Raw genomic sequence first — 17124 nt, forward strand, 5'->3', positions numbered from 1 at the left:
GGCGGACGGCGGTTCAGGCGCGGGCGGGCAGTCCGGAGCCGTCGACGGTGAGGTCGCGCAGCAAGCGGTCGAGGTAGGCGCGCAGCCGGCCCGCCATGTCGTACGTGCCCAGCGCGAGCGCCCACTGGAGCTGGAGCCCGTCCATCACGGCGGCGATCTCCGAGGCCGTGCCCTCGCAGTCGGTGTCCGCCGCGAGTTCGCCCCGGGCGACCGCGGCACGCAGGGTCTCGGCGACCTGCTCGACGACCAGGCGGTAGCGGCGGACGAAGTAGTCGTGGGCGGGGTGGCCCGTCTCCCCGGCCTCGGCGGCGAGGACGTTGAACATCTTGGTGCGTCCGGGCCGCGCCGCGTTGTAGCGGGCGAGGTCGATCAGCGCCTCGAAGGCCTCGACGGCGGTGCGCGGTCCGGGCGAGAAGAACCGCACGACGTCCTGCTCGTCGCTGTGCCGCAGGACCGAGACGAGCAGGTCCTCCTTGCTGCGGAAGTGGTGCAGGAGACCGCCCTGGGTGATGCCGACGTCCTTGGCGATGCGGGCGAGCGAGGAGGCGTGGAACCCCCACTGGGCGAAGTGCCCGACGGCGACGTCCAGGATCCGGGCGCGGCGCTCGTCACCCACGGCGTAGCCACCGCGGGCGACGGTTCGACGGGGCTTGGTGTCCTGCTTGCGGTCCATGCCGGTCACCCTAATCCGTGCCCACACAACGCTCAGGGGGATGTGATTCAAGCCACGAACAAAAACCTACTACCCACTCGGTTTTTTGCTTACGGTGAGGGCGCCGGGACGGCGAGGAAGCCGTCCCCCCTGCCATTGGAGAGCCGCCATGGCCGTCGTCCCCGACGCCGCGCAGAGCGCCGAGTCCCCCGCTCAGGCCTCGCCCACCCCACCGCCCCCAGCCCCCGGAACGCTGGTTTTCGGCCTCGCCTTCGCCCAGTTCGGCGTGATGGTCTCGCTGCTGACACCGGTGATGGTCACGCTCGCGCTGCGCGTCGCGCAGATCGTCCCGGAGGCCGGCCGGGGAACCGCCCTCGGGCAGGTCCTCTCCCTCGGCGCGATCCTGGCGATGATCGGCAACCCGGTCTTCGGCTCCCTGTCCGACCGCACCCGCGGCCGCTTCGGCCGTCGCCGGCCCTGGCTGGTCGGCGGCATGGCGGCCGGCTTCCTGGGCCTGCTCGTGGTCGCGCTCGGCGGCAGCGTGCCGGTGCTCATGCTCGGCTGGGCGCTCGCCCAGCTCGGCGGCAACGCGGCCCTGTCGGCGGTCGTCGCCTGCGTCCCCGACCTGGTGCCCGAGCAGCAGCGCGGCAAGGTCTCCGGCATCGTCGGCATGATGACGTCGGTGGCGATGGTGGCGGGCACCGTCCTGGCGAACGTGTTCAGCGACAGCCTCGCCCTGGCCTTCGTCGTGCCGGCCGTGCTCGGTCTGGCCGGCGTGGTCTACCTGGCCGTGGTCATGAAGGACCGCCCGGCCGCCGCGGGCGCCTTCGCGCCGTACGGCGTGCGCGAGTTCCTCCGGTCGTTCTGGGTCGACCCCCGGCGCCACCCCGACTTCGCCTGGAACTTCGCCGGCCGCTTCCTGGTCTTCGTCGGCATCTCCTGCGTGACCAGCTACCAGGTGTACTTCCTGATGGACCGGCTCGGCTACGGCGCGTCCGAGGTCTCCGGCAAGATCCTCGTCAGCACGGTCGTCATGGTCGCGGCGGTCGTCGCCGGCTCGCTCCTCGGCGGTGTCCTCTCCGACCGGTCGGGCCGCCGCAAGCCGTACGTGCTCGGCTCCTCGCTGCTGCTGGCCGTCGGCCTGCTCCTGATCGCGACGGCCTACTCCTTCCCGTTCTTCCTCGCGGCCATGGTCGTCTTCGGCTTCGGCGAGGGCCTGTACCTCTCGGTCGACGTCGCCCTCGCGGCGGCCGTCCTGCCGAACCCGGAGGAGTCCGCGAAGGACATGGGCGTGCTCAACATCGGCAACGCGCTCCCGCAGTCCCTCGTCCCCATCGTCGCCCCCGCCTTCCTGGCGATCGGCGGCGGCGGCCAGAACTACGGTGCGCTCTTCCTCTTCGGCACCATCGCGTCCGTGCTCGGCGCCCTCGCCGTCCAGTTCATCCGCAGCGTCAAGTAAGGCAGCCCCGTCATGACATCCGCGTCCCAGGTCCGCAACGAGGGCCACCCGTACCAGAACGCCGAACTCCCGGTGGAGCAGCGGGTCGAGGACCTCCTCGCCCGGATGACGGTCGCCGAGAAGGCGGGCCAGCTCTTCCACGCCATGCTGGCCATGAAGCCCGACGGCTCCACGGTCGAGAAGGGCGACCCGGGCATGGTGGCCATGGACACCACCCACATGCTGCACGGCCAGTACCTGACCCACTTCAACCTGCTGGGCAGCCATGAACCGGCCGCCATCGCCCGCTGGCAGAACACGCTCCAGGCGATGGCCGCCGACACCCGCCTCGGCATCCCGGTCACCCTCTCCACCGACCCCCGCCACGCCTTCACCGACAACGTCGGCGCCTCCTTCAACGCCGGCGCCTTCTCGGCCTGGCCCGAGCCGCTGGGCCTGGCCGCCCTGCGCGACCCGCAGCTCGTGCACGACTTCGCGGACACCGTGCGCCGCGAGTACCTCGCCGTCGGTTTCCGCGTCGCCCTGCACCCCCAGATCGACCTGGCGACCGAGCCCCGCTGGTCACGGCAGAACGGCACGTTCGGCTCGGACGCCGCCCTCACCTCCCGGCTCGTGCGCGCCTACGTCCGCGGCCTCCAGGGCGAGAAGCTGGGCCGGCACTCCGTCTCGGCCATGGTCAAGCACTTCCCCGGCGGCGGCCCCCAGAAGGACGGCGAGGACCCGCACTTCCCGCACGGCAAGGAGCAGGTCTACCCGGGCGGCATGCGCGACCTGCACCTGGAGCCGTTCAAGGCGGCGATCGACGCCGGCTGCGCGCAGATGATGCCGTACTACGGCCAGCCCATCGGCACCGACTGGGAGGAGGTCGGCTTCGGCTTCAACAAGGACGTCGTCCAGGGGCTGCTCAGGGACCGGCTCGGCTTCGACGGCATCGTCTGCACCGACTGGGGCCTGATCACCGACGCGGAGATCTTCGGCGAGCCGCACCCGGCGCGGGCCTGGGGCCTGGAGTCGCTCTCGGAGGCCGAGAAGGCGGCCCGGGTCCTGGAGGCGGGCTGCGACCAGTTCGGCGGCGAGTCCCGCCCCGAACTCGTCGTGGAGCTCGTCGAGTCGGGCCGCCTGCCCGGGTACCGCCTCGACGCGTCCGTGCGGCGCGTCCTGCGCGAGAAGTTCGTCCTCGGCCTGTTCGACGACCCCTACGTCGACGTGGACCGGGCCGCCGAGACCGTCGGCCGCGCCGACTTCAAGGACGCCGGCGCGCGGGCCCAGCGCCGCTCGCTCACCCTGCTGACCAACGGCCGCGCGACCCTGCCGGTGACCGGACGGCCGAAGCTGTACGTGAGGAACGTCCAGGAGGAGACGGCGGGCGCGTACGGGCAGGTGGTCGCCGACCCCGCCGACGCGGACCTCGCCGTCCTGCGGCTGCGCACCCCCTACGAGCCGCGCGCCAACAGGTTCGAGTCGTTCTTCCACTCCGGTTCCCTCGCCTTCCCCGAGGAGGAGCTGAAGCGGATCCTCGACCTGCTCGACACCGTCCCGACCGTCGTCTGCATCAACCTGGAGCGCGCCGCCGTGATCCCGGAGATCGCGGAGCGGGCCGCCGCCCTGATCGCCGACTACGGCGCGAGCGACGACGCGCTCCTCGACGTGGTCTTCGGCCGGGCCAGGCCCGAGGGCCGGCTGCCCTTCGAGCTCCCCCGCTCCATGGAGGCGGTCGCCGCCTCCCGGCCCGACGTCCCCGACGACACCGCGGACCCCGTCTTCCCGCACGGGGCCGGCCTGTCCCTGTGACCGGTGCCGCCGCGGACGGGCCGCACGGGGAGGGTCCCGGCGGCCCGGTGCCCTCCCCGTCCGGACCCGACACCGCGCCGGTTCCGGTACGGCCCCGCCCTGACACGCCGGCGGGCCCGGCCCCCCGAGGGGAACCGGGCCCGCCGGCCGCGTCGAGCGGTCCCGTGCCGGCGCGTCAGCCGCGCAGGGCCCGGACCGCGGCCTCCAGCCGCTTGCCGTAGTCTCCGTCGGCCCGGCGGAAGTTGTCGATCGCCCGCTCGGCGATGTCGTCGCGGGAGACCTTGGCGATGAAACCCGCCAGGTTGCCGATCAGGCGCTCCTTCTCGTCCTCGGTCATCAGGCGGTAGAGGTTGCCCGCCTGCACGAAGTCGTCGTCCTCGGCGTGGACCGGGGTCACGTGGTGGCCCGTCGCCCCGGTGACCGGGGTGGCGCCCCACAGCGGACGGTCCGTCTGGAACGGGCCGCCGAAGCTGTTCGGCTCGTAGTTCTTCGCGCCGCCGTGGCGGCCGTCGTACAGGAAGCCGTCACGGGAGTGGGTGCGCGCCTCGGTGGCGTGCGGACGGTTCACCGGCAGGTGGTCGGCGTTGATGCCGACGCGGTAGCGGTGGGCGTCGCCGTACGCGAAGAGGCGGCCCTGGAGCATCTTGTCCGGGGACGGGCCGATGCCCGGCACGAAGTGCGCGGGGCTGAAGATCGACTGCTCGACCTCGGCGAAGATGTTCCGCGGGTTGCGGTTGAGCTCCAGCCGGCCGATCCGGACGACCGGGTAGTCGGCGTGCGGCCACACCTTGGTCAGGTCGAACGGGTTGAACCGGTAGTGCGCCGCGTCGGCCGCCGGCATGATCTGCACGCCCACGGTCCAGGAGGGGAACTCGCCCCGCTCGATGGACTCGCGCAGGTCGCGCTGGTGGGAGTCGGGGTCCGCACCGGCGAGCCGGCCGGCCTCGTCCGCCGTGAGGTTCTTGATGCCCTGGTCGGTCTTGAAGTGGTACTTGACCCAGAAGACCTCGCCGGCCTCGTTGTTCCACTGGAAGGTGTGCGAGCCGAAGCCGTCCATGTGGCGGTACGAGGCGGGGATGCCGCGGTCGCCGAAGAGCCAGGTCACCTGGTGGGTGGACTCGGGCGACAGCCCCCAGAAGTCCCAGACGTTGTCCGCTTCCTGCGAGCCCGTGTACGGGTCGCGCTTCTGGGTGTGGATGAAGTCGGGGAACTTGATGGCGTCCCGGATGAAGAACACCGGGGTGTTGTTGCCGACGAGGTCGTAGTTGCCCTCCTCGGTGTAGAACTTCACCGCGAAGCCCCGCGGGTCGCGGACGGCGTCCGCCGCGCCCAGGTTGCCGGCCACGGTCGAGAAGCGCAGGAAGACCTCGGTCTCCTTGCCGACCTCGGAGAGGAACGCGGCACGGGTGTACGGCGTCACGTCGTCGGTCACCGTGAAGGTGCCGTAGGCGCCGGCGCCGCGGGCGTGGACGACACGCTCCGGGATGCGCTCGCGGTTGAAGTGGGCCAGCTTCTCCAGCAGGAGCTGGTCCTGGACGAGGACCGGGCCGCCGGCGCCCGCGGTCTCGCTGTTCTGGTTGTCGGCGACCGGAGCACCGGCCTCCGTCGTGAGAGGTCCCTGGGTCACGTGCGCCTCCTGCGTCGTTCTCGTCGTTCCGTCCCGTGGCCGGAGGCTCCCTCACCCCTGCGAGGTCCCCGGCCAGAACCGGTTTCGATCCTACATTGGACTATGTCTAAGTCAAGCGTTACTCCAGAGCCGTACTCATTCAGGAACTGGTCGCCCTTGTTGTTAGGATCAAGTCCATGAGCGACCTTGTGGAACGGCTGCGCGAAGGCGGATGGCGGATGACCGCGCAGCGGCGCGTGGTGGCCGAGGTCCTGGACGGCGAGCACGTCCACCTGACGGCCGACGAGGTCCACGCGCGGGCCGCCGCCAGGCTGCCGGAGATCTCCCGGGCGACGGTCTACAACACGCTCGGGGAGCTGGTCTCCCTCGGTGAGGTGACCGAGGTCGCCACCGGCGGGCGCGCCACGCGGTACGACCCGAACACCCGTCACCCGCACCACCACCTGGTCTGCGCCGGGTGCGGCGTGATCCGCGACGTCCGACCGAGCGGCGACCCGATGGCCGCCCTGCCCGATGCGGAGCGCTTCGGGTTCACGCTCTCCGACGTCGAGGTGACGTACCGCGGACTGTGCCCGGCCTGCGCGCCGTCACCCCGACAGAGCGGCACGACACCGCGCTGAAAGCGGAACGGCCACTGCTCGGGTCACCCGGAGGCGGCCGGCCGGGCTTGATCTCGATGCGGCAGATGCCGACGTTCCGCTGGCCGCCGTTCTCCGGGTCGTCGCCCGGCGGAATCACGGCCGGCCCGGCACCGCACTCGCGGTGCCGGGCCGGAGGACCGGACAGTGTCCGCCGTCAGCGGCGGACCGGAGCGGTGGCGCCGTAGCGCCGCTCGAAGCGCTCCACCCGTCCCGCGGTGTCCACGACACGCGAGGTGCCGGTGTGGAACGGGTGGCTCGCCGACGAGATCTCGACGTCGACGACCGGGTACGTGGCGCCGTCCTCCCACTCGACCGTGCGCTGCGTGCGGACGGTGGAGCGGGTGAGCAGCTGGAAGCCTGCCGCGCGGTCGCGGAAGACGACCGGGCGGTACTCGGGGTGAATGCCTTGCCTCATGGGGTGTCCTTCCTCCTGGGTCCTCCGCCGTGGCGCGACGGAGGCGGGGGCGGCGTTTTCGTGTAGCGGGCCGGCGCTCTCCGCGGGGGAGGCCAACGCTCTCCGCAGGGGGAGGTCAGCGCTCTTCGCGGAAGAGGACGTGTTCGCCGGCCACCGGGTCGTACTTGCGCAGGACCAGCCGGTCGGGATCGTTCAGACGGTTCTTGCGGGTCACGTAGGTGACTCCCGTGCCGGCCGTCGACTTCAACCGGACGACGGGCCGCGTGGTGCTGCGTGCCATGAGGTGCTCCTTCCGCCACCACCCGAGTCGCTTGACTCGAACATGTCATACATGCTCTGCAACAAGGCTGCCCGGTGCCGCATTCCCGGCGCCCCGGCCTCCCGTAGCGGGCGCGTCATGGGCGGCCCACTCGGCGGCCCGGAGCGTGTTGACCAGCAGCATGGCGATGGTCATCGGGCCCACGCCGCCGGGTACGGGCGTGATGCGGCCGGCGATGCCGTCGAGTTCGGCGGCGCGGACGTCGCCGGCCAGGCCGTCGGGGGTGCGGTGGATGCCGACGTCGATGACGGTCGCGCCGGGCGTGATGTGCTCGGGGCCGATGAGACCCCGTACCCCGGTGGCGACCACGACGATGTCGGCGGGCCGGGTGACGGCGGGGAGGTCGGTGGTGAACTCGTGGGCGACCGACACCGTCGCGCCGCGCCGCAGCAGCAGGTGCGTCAGGGGGCGGCCGACGAGTTCGCCCCAGCCGACCACGGCGACGCGCGCGCCGCGCAGTTCGATGCCCTCGGCGTCGAGCAGTTCGACGACGCCGCTGGGAGTGCAGGGGCGCAGTCCGCGCGCGCCGCGGGCCAGCCGTCCGGCGCTGGCCGTGGTCAGTCCGTCGACGTCCTTGGCCGCGGGGATCCGGTCGATCAGCGCGGCCGCGTCGAGCCCGTCGGGCAGGGGCAGTTGGAGGAGGATGCCGGAGACGACCGGGTCGGCCGCCAGTTCGTCGATGACCGCGGCGACCTCCTCGTGGCCGGCCCTCCGGGAGAGGTGGCGGTGGACGTCGCGCATGCCCGCCTCACGGATGGCGCGGCGTTTCGCGGCGACGTAGACGGCGCTCGCCGGGTCGTCGCCGACCAGCACGGTCGCCAGGCCGGGCACGTGTCCGGTGCCCGCGGCCCGGGCGACCCCTTCGGCGACCCGGGCCCGGATCCTCCGGGCGATCCGGGCACCGTCGATCGTGGTTGTCATGGTGGCGCACCGCTTTCTGCTGGTGAACGAATCGCCCGGCGGAGAGGACCGCGCGGGGACCGCGGCCGTGTGCGACCGCGGTCGTACGGCGGCGCCGCGGACCGGGCGGCGGTGAGCACCGGAGCGGCGGTGAGCACCGGAGCGAACCGGGCGTGAGGTCCGCGCCGGTCCGCCGCGCCCGCGCCGCCCCGACGGCCCGTGGTCCGGCGCGCGACAGGACCGCCTGTCCCCCGCTCCGGGGAGATTCCCGGCGGCTTTCCGGGCGGCTTTCCGGGCGGTTTTCGGGACGGTCTTCCGGACGGTTCTCCGGACGGTCTTCCGGACGGTCTTCCGGACGGTCTTCCGGACGGTCTTCCGGACGGTTGCCCGGACGGTCTTCCGGACGGTTGCCCGGACGGTTCTCCGGACGGTTTTCCGGTCGGGTTCCTGCCGGTTCCGTGGAGGAACGGCGCTTCAGGCGAAGACGATGGTGTGGTTGCCGTTGCGGATGACCCGGTCCTCCGCGTGCCACAGCACCGCGCGGGAGAGGACGGCGCGCTCGACGTCGGCGCCGCGCCGGGAGAGGTCGGCGGCGGTGTCGGCGTGGGTGACGCGGACGACGTCCTGTTCGATGATCGGGCCCTCGTCGAGGTCCTCGGTGACGTAGTGCGCGGTGGCCCCGACCAGCTTCACGCCGCGCTCCTTGGCCTTGGCGTACGGGCCGGCGCCGATGAAGGCGGGGAGGAAGGAGTGGTGGATGTTGATGATCGGTACGCCGACCTTCTCGATGAAGTCCGCGGACAGGATCTGCATGTAGCGGGCCAGGACGACGAAGTCGACGTTGTCCTTCAGCAGCCGCAGGTGCTCGGCCTCGGCGGCCGACTTGTCCGGGCCCATGGACGGGACGTGGAAGAACGGGATGCCGAAGCCGCGCACCTCCTCGGCGACGTCCGGGTGGTTGGAGATCACCATCGGGACGGCGACCGGGAGCTGGCCCCGCCGGTGGCGCCAGAGCAGGTCGAGCAGGCAGTGGTCGGACCTGGAGGCGAAGATCGCCATCCGCTTCGGCACCGACAGGTCGCGCAGTGTGCAGGCGAGGCCGTACTTCCTCACCAACTCCTCCTCCAGGTCGGCCCGGAGGGCCGGCAGGGCGGCCTGGAGGCCGTCCAGGCCGAAGACGGTGCGCTGGAAGAAGGCGCCCCCCTGCGGATTGTCCGAGTACTGGTCGAGGGAGACGATGTTGGCGCCGTGCCGGCTGAGGACGGCGGTCACGGCCGCGACGATGCCGGTGGCGTCGGCGCCCTGGACGATCAGTGCGGCCTGGTGGTCCGTCCCCTGCTGCTTCTTGGCCGTGCCGGCCGGTGTGGCCTGGGTGACCGTCATGCGAGAGCTTCCTTCCTGAACTGCGCGATCCATGCGGAGGTGGCCTTCAGACCGCCGAACGTATAGAAGTGGATCTTCACTTCGCCGTGCCGGACCCGGTCGTACCCTTCGGCCAGGGCGCGCAGGAACCGGTCCGGTCCGGCGGTGCCCATGAGGTTGGTGATCGACAGGCCGTACTTCTTGGCGATGGAGGCGCTGGTGCCGACGCCGAACCGGGTGGCGTAGGACATCAGGCGCCGCACGCCCGCCGGTCCCGGGACACCGATGCGCACCGGGAGCGTGATGCCTTCGCCTCGGACCCTCTCGATCCAGGCGAGGACGGGGTCGACGTCGAAGCCGAACTGCGTGATGACGCTCCCGTCCAGCCGCTGGGCGGCCAGTGCCGCGCTCTTGTCCCGCAGCGCGGACCACAGCGCGTCCGTGCCGATGGCCGGGTGGCCTTCCGGATAGCCGCTGATACCGACGTGCCGGACCCCGTACTCCCGCAGCAGGCCCGACTCGATCAGGGCGAGGGAGTCCTCGTAGGGCCCTTCGGGACGGGCGGGGTCGCCGCCGACGGCGAAGACGTCGTCGCCGGTCCCGTCGGCCCGGAGCCCGGTGAGGAACTGTTCGAAGTCGGCGCGGGAGCCGAGGCGGCGGGCGGAGATGTGCGGTACCGGCACGAAACCGAGGCGTTTCACCGCTCGCGCGGCCTCGAGCCGCATCCGCAGGTCCTCGTTGCCGAGGAACGTGACGTTGATGCGGGTGCCCTGCGGGATGAGGCCGGCGGCCTCCTCCAGCCTGGGCACGTCCTTGCCGGTCATCTCCAGGGAGAAGTCCTCCAGCAGCGAGGTGCTGACCGCCGCGGAGGACGTGCTGAGGGGGTTCATCGTGCTCCTTGTCGAGGCGGGGCGCGGTGCGGCCGGCCCGGTGGGCGGGCCGGGGTTCCGGCCGGCCGCTTGCGGCGCGGGACCGGCCGTACCGCGTGGTGCCGGTGCGCGTCAGGCGTCGCGGCGGTACTCGGTGCGGGCGTGCCGGTCGAACGGGCTGGGCTGCACGGTGGCGCGGACGCGCGGGAACCCGAGGTCGGCCTCGGGGTCGGTACCGGTGCCGGGGTGCTCGCCCCAGACCACGGTGACCTCGGTGCCGGGGGCGGCGTACGCGGGGTCGATCAGGGTCTGGGACAGGACGCTGCCGACCGGGTCGATCGACGCGGTCTGCATGGTGACGCCGACCGGCCCCGCGGACGTCTCCACGCGGTGGCGGGCGTAGCTGAGCACGTAGCCGGGGTCCGCTCCCCCGCCGAGCACACGGCGCACGTCGTCGGAGTCGAGGACCAGGGTCACCTTCCTGCGGAGGCCGTCGTCCTTCCTGGCCTCGAGCAGGGCGTCCCGGCCGTGGAAGTCGTGACCGAAGTGGATCATCTTCCCGTAGCCCAGCTCGAACGGGGAGACGTAGTAGTCCTCGATGTCCGGCGAGAAGAAGCTGCCGTGCAGCGGGCGCTTGCCCTCGATGCCGAACAGCGGGAGCCACCTGCGGTACTCCGTCAGCTCGGGGTCGGTGTAGATGCCGGGGACCGGCGAGGGGATCCAGCCGCTCTCCACGCTCGGCGTCGCGTACGCCAGGGCGCCGACCTGGACCAGGCCGAACGGTTCCCCGGCCGTCAGGAACGCCTCGTGCACGAAGGAGGCGTGCTCCCAGGGGCCGATGAACTCGTAACCGGCCTGACCGGCCATGCCGTGGCGCAGCGCCTTGAAGGCGCGGCCGTCGAGCGTGACCGGCGTGGAGTGGAAGAACTTGGTCTCCGGTACCGGACCGCCGAAGACCTCCTCGATCAGCGCGAGCGCCAGCGGGCCCTGGATCTGGTAGCGGAAGAGCTTGGGGTCCCCGCCGCCGGGGCGGAAGGCGGAGGACGGGTCGGTGGCGAAGGAGACGTCGTACCCGCCCTTCTCCGCGTGGTACCGCACCCAGTGCTGGGACGCCGGAACGCCACTGAGCAGATAGGCGTGCTCGGCCTCCCGGGAGAGGATGCCGTCGGTGACGATGTGGCCGTGGCGGGTCACCGGCACGTACTGCTTGGCCTGCCCGACCGCGAACTTCTCGAAGTTGTTGGCGCCGTGGTCGGCCAGGAGCCGGGTGGCGTCCGGGCCCTCGATCCACAGGTCGAACATGTGGTGCGACAGGTTGAGCAGCGCGACGCCCTCGTGCCACGACGCCTGTTCCTTCCGCCAGCCGGCGTACTCCCGGTCGACGACCTCGGGCGTCCACGGTTCCGCGCCCGGCTGCCACAGCAGGTCGATGGGCGAGCCGGCCTTGTCGATGCCGTCCTGAAGGCTGGGGGTGGTCATGCGACTCCTTCGTCCGAGGGGCTAAATCGATTTAGTGAGCGGGTCGGGCCGTTCGCGGCTCAGCATGGAGAAGATCGCGGCGAAGCGTCCACTAGAACGATCTAGCGCAAGCTAGCAGAGAGTGTCTTCCCCTGGCGATATGCGCGTCACGTCTTCCTCGCGGCCGAAGCCGGTGTCGGTCCGGGTCAGCGGCGGGGATCGTAGGTGAGGGCCTTGACCTCGCGGAGGGTGGGAACGGCTTCGACGGCCCGGACGCCCGCCAGGGAGCCGACCTGGTCGGCCAGGTAGGCGAACAGCTCCTCCGTCGTACGGCACAGCACCGAGACCACCACGTTGACCCGGCCGCTGACCATCGCGGCGAAACGCACCTGGCGGTGGGCGGCGAGTGCCTGCCCGACGGAACGCAGCCGCCTCGGTTCGACCCTCAGCCACAGCACCGCCTCGGTGCCGTGGCCGAACGGCTCGTGGTCGTGCTCGACGTCGAAATAGAGCACGCCCGTCCCGCGCAGCCGGTGCAGGCGCCGCTTGATCACCGACTCCGTCCGGCCGGTCGCCGTCGCGAGATCGAGGGCCGTGGTCCGCCCGTCGTGACGCAACAGCTCCAGCAGGGCCTCGTCGAGGGCGTCCAGGACGACCGGCTGCGCCACCGTCTCGGGCGGGTCCGGGCGCAGCGCGGCCTCCTGCGCGGGTTCCAGCGCGTCGATCTTGTTCAGCCAGCCGAGCGGGCCGCCGTAGAAGTGGTGCAGGACGCAGTAGGCGTCGACCGACGTGACCCTCCGGGTGCGCGGGAGCCGCTCCAGGAGCAGCTCGTCCCGGTCCTGGCGGCTGCGCGGCTTCATCGCGCACATCACCTCGGTACCGCCGGACATCAACCCGATGTAGGAGGTGTCGGGCCGGCGTGCGAGGGCGTCGGCCAGGGGCGTGGCGGCGTCGGGGGTGCAGCGCAGACGCACGATCCAGTCGGTGCGCCCCAGCCTGCTGTGGTCGGCCATGCCCAGCACCCTGAGCCGTACCTCGCTCCGCAGCCGCCGGTAGCGGCGGGCGACGGTCTGGTCGGAGACGCCGAGGACCTCGGCGATCCGGCTGAAGGGCGCCCGGCCGTCCAGTTGCAGTGCCTGGAGCAGGCGCAGATCGAGTGCGTCGGGCTGGTACACGGGTGCTGCCTTCATCGCCCCTTCTCGGATCCGCACCCGTCTTCTCGGGTACGTGCTTGTCCATCGCCGGTACGTGCGCGTCCGTTGCCGGTACGTGCTTGTCCTTCTCGGGTACGCCCTTGTCGTTCCGGGGCACTCCCTTGTCCTTCTCGGATGCGCACCTGACATTCTCGGTGCGCACCTGCCGCGGCGCAGGCGCGCACGGAGCCGCGTGGCTCGCGGCGCGCACGGAGCCGCGTGGCTCGTCGCGGCCTCCACCGCTGCTGCGCTCACTCCGGGCTCCTTCGCGTCCGTAGGCGGACCGCCGTCGTTCGAACGACCTGGGAACCATGCGGTGCGCTCGGCGGACGAGGCGAGCCGGAGGGTCCGCACGGCCCGAATCCGACATGAGCGATGCTCTCCGGGGCCGCAAGTTCCGCCTCCGGCCGGATCCCTAGAATGGCGGTGCGCCGTCCCAGGGGGCGTACGGTGCACGGACCGCGTCGAAGCAGGGGTGATGGGCACTTCCGGAAGAGTCACGCTGAACGACGTGGCGGCGGCCAGCGGGGTCTCCCGCGCCACCGTCAGCTTCGTCCTCAACGACGACCCCCGCCAGACGATCTCCGCCGCCACCCGGGACCGGGTCAAGCAGGCCGCCCGTGACCTCGGCTACGTACCGCACGGAGTCGCCCGGGCGCTGCGCGAGGGCACCTCCCGCGTCGTCGTCCTGAACATCGACGCGGGCCTGGAGGGCGCGTACTCCCGCAGTTACGTCCAGGGGCTCGACGCGGAACTGGCCGCCCACGAGCACGTCCTGCTCGTCCGGCACGGACACCACACGCCGCAGTCCACCCGGCAGGTCCTCGACGCCATCGCCCCCCGCGCCGTCATCCGCTTCGGCGAGACCTACCTCACCGGCCGCGAACTCGACGACCTCGGCGGCGGCTGGCGCGACGGCCTCGCCGCCCACTCCGCGCTGCAACTGCGGCATCTGGTGGAGCACGGCCACACCCGCATCGCCGTGGCCCTGCCCGACACCGCATCGCCGCTCGCCGCGGCCCGCTCGAAGTTCACCGGGCAGGCCGCGAGGAATCTCGGGGTCGCCACCCCGGGCTCGTTCGTCACCCCCCTCGACCGGGCCGCCTGCGCCGAAGCCGTCGCGGCGTTCCTCACCGGCGCCCCCGAGGTGACGGCGATCGCCGGCTTCAACGACGACGTCGCCCTGCGCGTGCTCATGGCCCTGCACGACCTGGACCGCCGGGTGCCGGACGAGGTGGCCGTCATCGGCTTCGACGACAACGGCTACGGTGCGTACGTCACCCCCTCGCTGACCACCGTCAACGTCGACGCGGAAGCCCACGGTCGGCTCAGCGCCCGCCTCGCCCTGGGCCTGGACACCGGCGGCCTGCGCCCGCCGCCCGCGCGCGTGGTCGTCCGGCAGTCGGTCTGACCGCCGCGCGCCGAGGACGCGGGCTCGCGCATGGCCCGCCCGTCCCGTGCCCGCCGGCACCCGGGGCCGCCGTACCCGGCCGGCACCCGTGGCCGCCGCGCGCGGTCGGTGGCCGCCGAAGTCGCTGTCCGCCCGCGCACCGACGTTCAGTGCGGTGCCGGCCCCTCGACGCCCTCCGCCGGCGCGGTCCCGGGAATCCGTTCGAGAGCGGCTGCCATGTCGATGCCGTCGGCGGCCGCCATGAGGGCCCGTGCCGCGACCGAGGCGGGTTCACGCCGCAGGACCAGCAGGCCCATCTGCTCGGTGCGCACCGGTTCCACCAGGGGCACCGCACGCATGCCCCGGTCCTTCCTCGACGCCCTCGGCGAGGAGTTCTCCTTCACTCCCCGCCGGCTGACCGCGCACATCTCCACCAAGCTCAACCGCTCCCACGCCGTGTGCGGCCGGACGGCGCTCATCCTCCCGACCCTGGGCCGCAGCGACCGCGACGTCCAGGCGGGCGGGGAGCAGTTCATGACGGTCGAGGACTCGATGAGCGAGGTGCACGCCACCCGTGGGCGGCTCGCCCCGGCCTCACCGCACCTGCTGAGCGAGGTGTCCATCATCAGCCGCCTCGCCCGGCTGACCCTCGGGGACGAGCCCGGCATCCCGTGGGAGGAGTTCGAGGCCGACTACGACACCGTCCGCGACCGGATCGCCCGCGTCGTGCCCGGCTTCGAGGACTACAACACGCGCGTCCGCCGCCCCGGCGGCTTCCGCCTGCCCAACCCCGGTCGACCGCAGGGAGTTCCGCACGCCCAGCGGCAAGGCCGTCTTCACCCGCAACGACTTCACCGCGCTGCGGGCGCCCGAGGGACACCTCATCCTGCAGACGCTGCGCTCCCACGACCAGTGGAACACCGTCCCCTACGCCATGGACGACCGCTACCGCGGCATCACCGGCGGCCGGCGCGTGGTCCTGGTCAACGCCGCCGACATCGCCCGGCTGGGGCTGGCCGACCGGGACCTGGTGGACCTGGTGGGCGTCTGGGAGGACGGCAGGGAACGCCGGGCCCCCGGCTTCCGGGTGATCGCCTACCCGACGCCGGAGGGTTCCGCCGCCGCGTACTACCCGGAGACCAACGTCCTGGTCCCCCTCGACAGCGTCGCCGACATCAGCAACACCCCGACCTCCAAGGCGGTCGTGGTGCGGCTGGAACCCGCCCCGGACCACCGGGCGGCCGCGGAGTCCGGCGGGGCGGCAGCGGCCCGCTGACCGGCCCGCCTCCTCGACGCGGGCGCCGCTGCCGACCAGGCGGCACGCCCGTCGGCCGCGGCCCCCGCGTCGGGGCGAGCGGGGTCAGCCCAGGGACTTGATCAGGCGTTCGATGCGGGCGGCGACCTTCTCGGCGGTGCCCTCGACGTAGAAGCCGTCACGGGCCTCGTAGGTGTGATGGTCGAAGTTCCAGCGGTCGGGCATGTTCTTGGCTCCGCCGTCGAACATCGACATGACGAACGTGCTGGGGAAGGACGACGCCTCACGGATGGCGTTCGCGGTGCTGGTCGACAGCTCCGGCTGCACCCCGGCGAAGACTCCCCTGCCGACCTGGAAGACCCAGATCGGGACGTCGACGTCGGTGGTGGGCGTGTAGGTGGCGGTCGTGACCGGTCCGGTGGGGTGATCGGTCGTCATCTGGGTGGTGGTGACGGTGTCGGTGAGCAGCCGCACGGAGACGTTCTTGCCGCTCTCGTAACGGGTGATGGCCTGCGCCACCCGCACGATCTCGTTGCCGAGGCGTTCGCCCTGGGCGGTCAGCAGGGCGAAACCGGCGTCCCGCAGGTCGACGCCGTAGGTCCACCCCTTGTCCTTGTCGATCGTGTAGCGCTTCGAACGGTACGCCGGGAACTGGTCGCCGCACGCGCCCACCAGCCAGAACCCGATGGCGCCCGGGTACTGGTCCTCCACGTGGGCGACGGCGGCGCCGGCGAGGTCGGCGGTGATCGGCAGGCTGCCGTCGGCCATGGTGGAGTCCTGCATGACACAGGACTGGACGTTGTAGTTGGTCAGGACGGCGATCGGGTCGCCGTCGAGGTCGTTGAAGCGGACCACGTAGACACCGTCGTCGGAGACGCCCTGTTCGTTCACGCCCAGCCAGTAGCCGTCCTTGGTGGCGACGTTGCGGTTGACGTTGACGTCGGCGGCACCGGTGCCGTAGCCGACCTGCGCGTCCTGGAGGTTCTCGACGGCGTCGGCCACCGCGGCCCCGGCCGCGTCGGCGATGCTCCGCACATAGGCGGCGGCGCCGGCCGAGGAACTGGCGGCCGCGACGTGCGGGGCGGAGAAGCAGTGGGTCACCGTGACCATGATGTCCGCCGCCGGGATGCCGGTGGCCGCGGTGACGGCCGTGCGCAGCAGCGCGACGGCCTCGGCGCTGATCGACGTCAGGTCCAGCACGGCCAGGGCGAAGCTGCGGGAGCCGGACTCCACCAGCAGCACACGGACGTACAGGTCGTCGTGGACGGAGGTGAAGTTGTCCAGCGGCAGGATCGAGGCGGTCGGGGTGAAGGCGGCCTTGCCCGCGCCCACCCGCAGGCCGGTCGTCGACCGGGGGGCGGCCCCGGCCGCGGACGCCCCGCCCACCACCGTGCCGGCCGCCGCGGCGAGGGCCGTCGCCGCGACGAACACCCGTCGGCTCACCTCCCCCGAGGAGCCGGATTCCGCGGACTCGCCGGACTCGTTCCCGTGTCGCTCGGACATTTCAAACCCTCCATCGAAAAAGCGGATCGGCTCGCGCGGAATTCTGGTTCCACGGCCATTTATTCCTTTACGGCCGACAGGGCGCCGTAACACCGAGGAAGCATCACAGCGTTTCCACCCAGCAGCAATTCGCGGGCTGCAAGCTGAGGTTTCATCCGCCGCGTGTTGACGCGCGACGATCCCCCGCAGACCCTGCTGACCACGGCGGGAAAGGGGAGCGACCTCAAGCGGACCGGACTTCTTCCGGGCCAAGAGGTAAAGGAAAAACAAAATACACAGGAAACTCGGCG

Annotated in this window: 15 protein-coding genes and 1 pseudogene; 5 read left to right on the forward strand and 11 right to left on the reverse strand. The window is 71.9% G+C overall.

The annotated features are described in order from the left end of the window. Positions 1–13: 13 nt before the first annotated feature. Entirely contained in the window at positions 14–673 is a 660-nt protein-coding gene (locus ACZ3KJ_RS19645) for a TetR/AcrR family transcriptional regulator (protein WP_467528495.1), read from the reverse strand. Positions 674–821: 148 nt separating this feature from the next. Between ACZ3KJ_RS19645 and ACZ3KJ_RS19650 the strand changes: the two genes are divergently transcribed. Continuing rightward, positions 822–2111 carry an MFS transporter gene (locus ACZ3KJ_RS19650; RefSeq protein WP_467528497.1) on the forward strand — a complete coding sequence of 430 codons (1290 nt, stop codon included), beginning with the start codon at positions 822–824 and terminating at the stop codon, positions 2109–2111. A gap of 12 nt (positions 2112–2123) precedes the next feature. Beyond that, on the forward strand, positions 2124–3902 hold the full coding sequence (locus tag ACZ3KJ_RS19655; protein ID WP_467528499.1) for a glycoside hydrolase family 3 protein: 1779 nt from the start codon (positions 2124–2126) through the stop codon (positions 3900–3902). Between the two features lie 175 nt (positions 3903–4077). Here the strand turns inward: ACZ3KJ_RS19655 and ACZ3KJ_RS19660 are convergent, their stop codons facing one another. Then, the gene (locus tag ACZ3KJ_RS19660) at positions 4078–5529 is read right to left on the reverse strand and encodes a catalase (RefSeq protein WP_467528501.1); all 1452 of its coding nucleotides are present in this window, start codon (positions 5527–5529) and stop codon (positions 4078–4080) included. A gap of 176 nt (positions 5530–5705) precedes the next feature. Here ACZ3KJ_RS19660 and ACZ3KJ_RS19665 point away from each other — a divergent pair, with 176 nt between their 5' ends. Then, positions 5706–6149, forward strand: coding sequence for a Fur family transcriptional regulator (locus tag ACZ3KJ_RS19665; RefSeq protein WP_467528503.1), 444 nt, complete (start codon positions 5706–5708; stop codon positions 6147–6149). A gap of 175 nt (positions 6150–6324) precedes the next feature. Here ACZ3KJ_RS19665 and ACZ3KJ_RS19670 read toward each other — a convergent pair whose 3' ends face one another. The 7 genes from ACZ3KJ_RS19670 to ACZ3KJ_RS19700 all read right to left on the reverse strand — a co-directional run bounded on the left by ACZ3KJ_RS19670 (position 6325) and on the right by ACZ3KJ_RS19700 (position 12683). Further along, complete coding sequence (locus ACZ3KJ_RS19670) at positions 6325–6585, reverse strand: type B 50S ribosomal protein L31 (RefSeq protein ID WP_467528504.1); 261 nt, start codon at positions 6583–6585, stop codon at positions 6325–6327. Between the two features lie 115 nt (positions 6586–6700). Continuing rightward, positions 6701–6865: a 50S ribosomal protein L33 gene (gene rpmG, locus ACZ3KJ_RS19675; protein ID WP_467528506.1), complete on the reverse strand. Its 165-nt coding sequence runs from the start codon at positions 6863–6865 to the stop codon at positions 6701–6703. A gap of 45 nt (positions 6866–6910) precedes the next feature. Further along, a complete protein-coding gene (locus ACZ3KJ_RS19680; RefSeq protein ID WP_467528508.1) occupies positions 6911–7825 on the reverse strand; it encodes a bifunctional 5,10-methylenetetrahydrofolate dehydrogenase/5,10-methenyltetrahydrofolate cyclohydrolase in 915 nt (304 codons plus the stop codon). Positions 7826–8278: 453 nt separating this feature from the next. Then, the gene (purU, locus tag ACZ3KJ_RS19685) at positions 8279–9187 is read right to left on the reverse strand and encodes a formyltetrahydrofolate deformylase (RefSeq protein WP_467528509.1); all 909 of its coding nucleotides are present in this window, start codon (positions 9185–9187) and stop codon (positions 8279–8281) included. Further along, the gene (locus ACZ3KJ_RS19690) at positions 9184–10056 is read right to left on the reverse strand and encodes a methylenetetrahydrofolate reductase (RefSeq protein ID WP_467528511.1); all 873 of its coding nucleotides are present in this window, start codon (positions 10054–10056) and stop codon (positions 9184–9186) included. The genes purU and ACZ3KJ_RS19690 overlap by 4 nt, the downstream gene beginning before the upstream one ends. Before the next feature lie 111 nt (positions 10057–10167). Then, positions 10168–11514, reverse strand: coding sequence for an aminomethyl transferase family protein (locus ACZ3KJ_RS19695; protein WP_467528513.1), 1347 nt, complete (start codon positions 11512–11514; stop codon positions 10168–10170). Between the two features lie 185 nt (positions 11515–11699). Beyond that, the gene (locus ACZ3KJ_RS19700) at positions 11700–12683 is read right to left on the reverse strand and encodes an Lrp/AsnC family transcriptional regulator (protein ID WP_467528514.1); all 984 of its coding nucleotides are present in this window, start codon (positions 12681–12683) and stop codon (positions 11700–11702) included. A gap of 481 nt (positions 12684–13164) precedes the next feature. Between ACZ3KJ_RS19700 and ACZ3KJ_RS19705 the strand changes: the two genes are divergently transcribed. Continuing rightward, positions 13165–14097, forward strand: a complete 933-nt coding sequence (locus tag ACZ3KJ_RS19705) for a LacI family DNA-binding transcriptional regulator (protein WP_467528516.1) — start codon at positions 13165–13167, stop codon at positions 14095–14097. 146 nt (positions 14098–14243) lie between these two features. Here the strand turns inward: ACZ3KJ_RS19705 and ACZ3KJ_RS19710 are convergent, their stop codons facing one another. Beyond that, positions 14244–14435 carry a hypothetical protein gene (locus ACZ3KJ_RS19710; RefSeq protein ID WP_467528626.1) on the reverse strand — a complete coding sequence of 64 codons (192 nt, stop codon included), beginning with the start codon at positions 14433–14435 and terminating at the stop codon, positions 14244–14246. Between ACZ3KJ_RS19710 and ACZ3KJ_RS19715 the strand changes: the two are divergent. Next, positions 14365–15352 (forward strand): annotated as a pseudogene (locus tag ACZ3KJ_RS19715) (molybdopterin dinucleotide binding domain-containing protein); the annotation flags it as partial. The gene ACZ3KJ_RS19710 and the pseudogene ACZ3KJ_RS19715 overlap by 71 nt on opposite strands. A gap of 84 nt (positions 15353–15436) precedes the next feature. Here ACZ3KJ_RS19715 and ACZ3KJ_RS19720 read toward each other — a convergent pair. Next, positions 15437–16834, reverse strand: a complete 1398-nt coding sequence (locus tag ACZ3KJ_RS19720; protein WP_467528518.1) for a hypothetical protein — start codon at positions 16832–16834, stop codon at positions 15437–15439. Between the last annotated feature and the right edge of the window lie 290 nt (positions 16835–17124).

Source organism: Streptomyces sp. NPDC003248 (genome assembly GCF_055563235.1).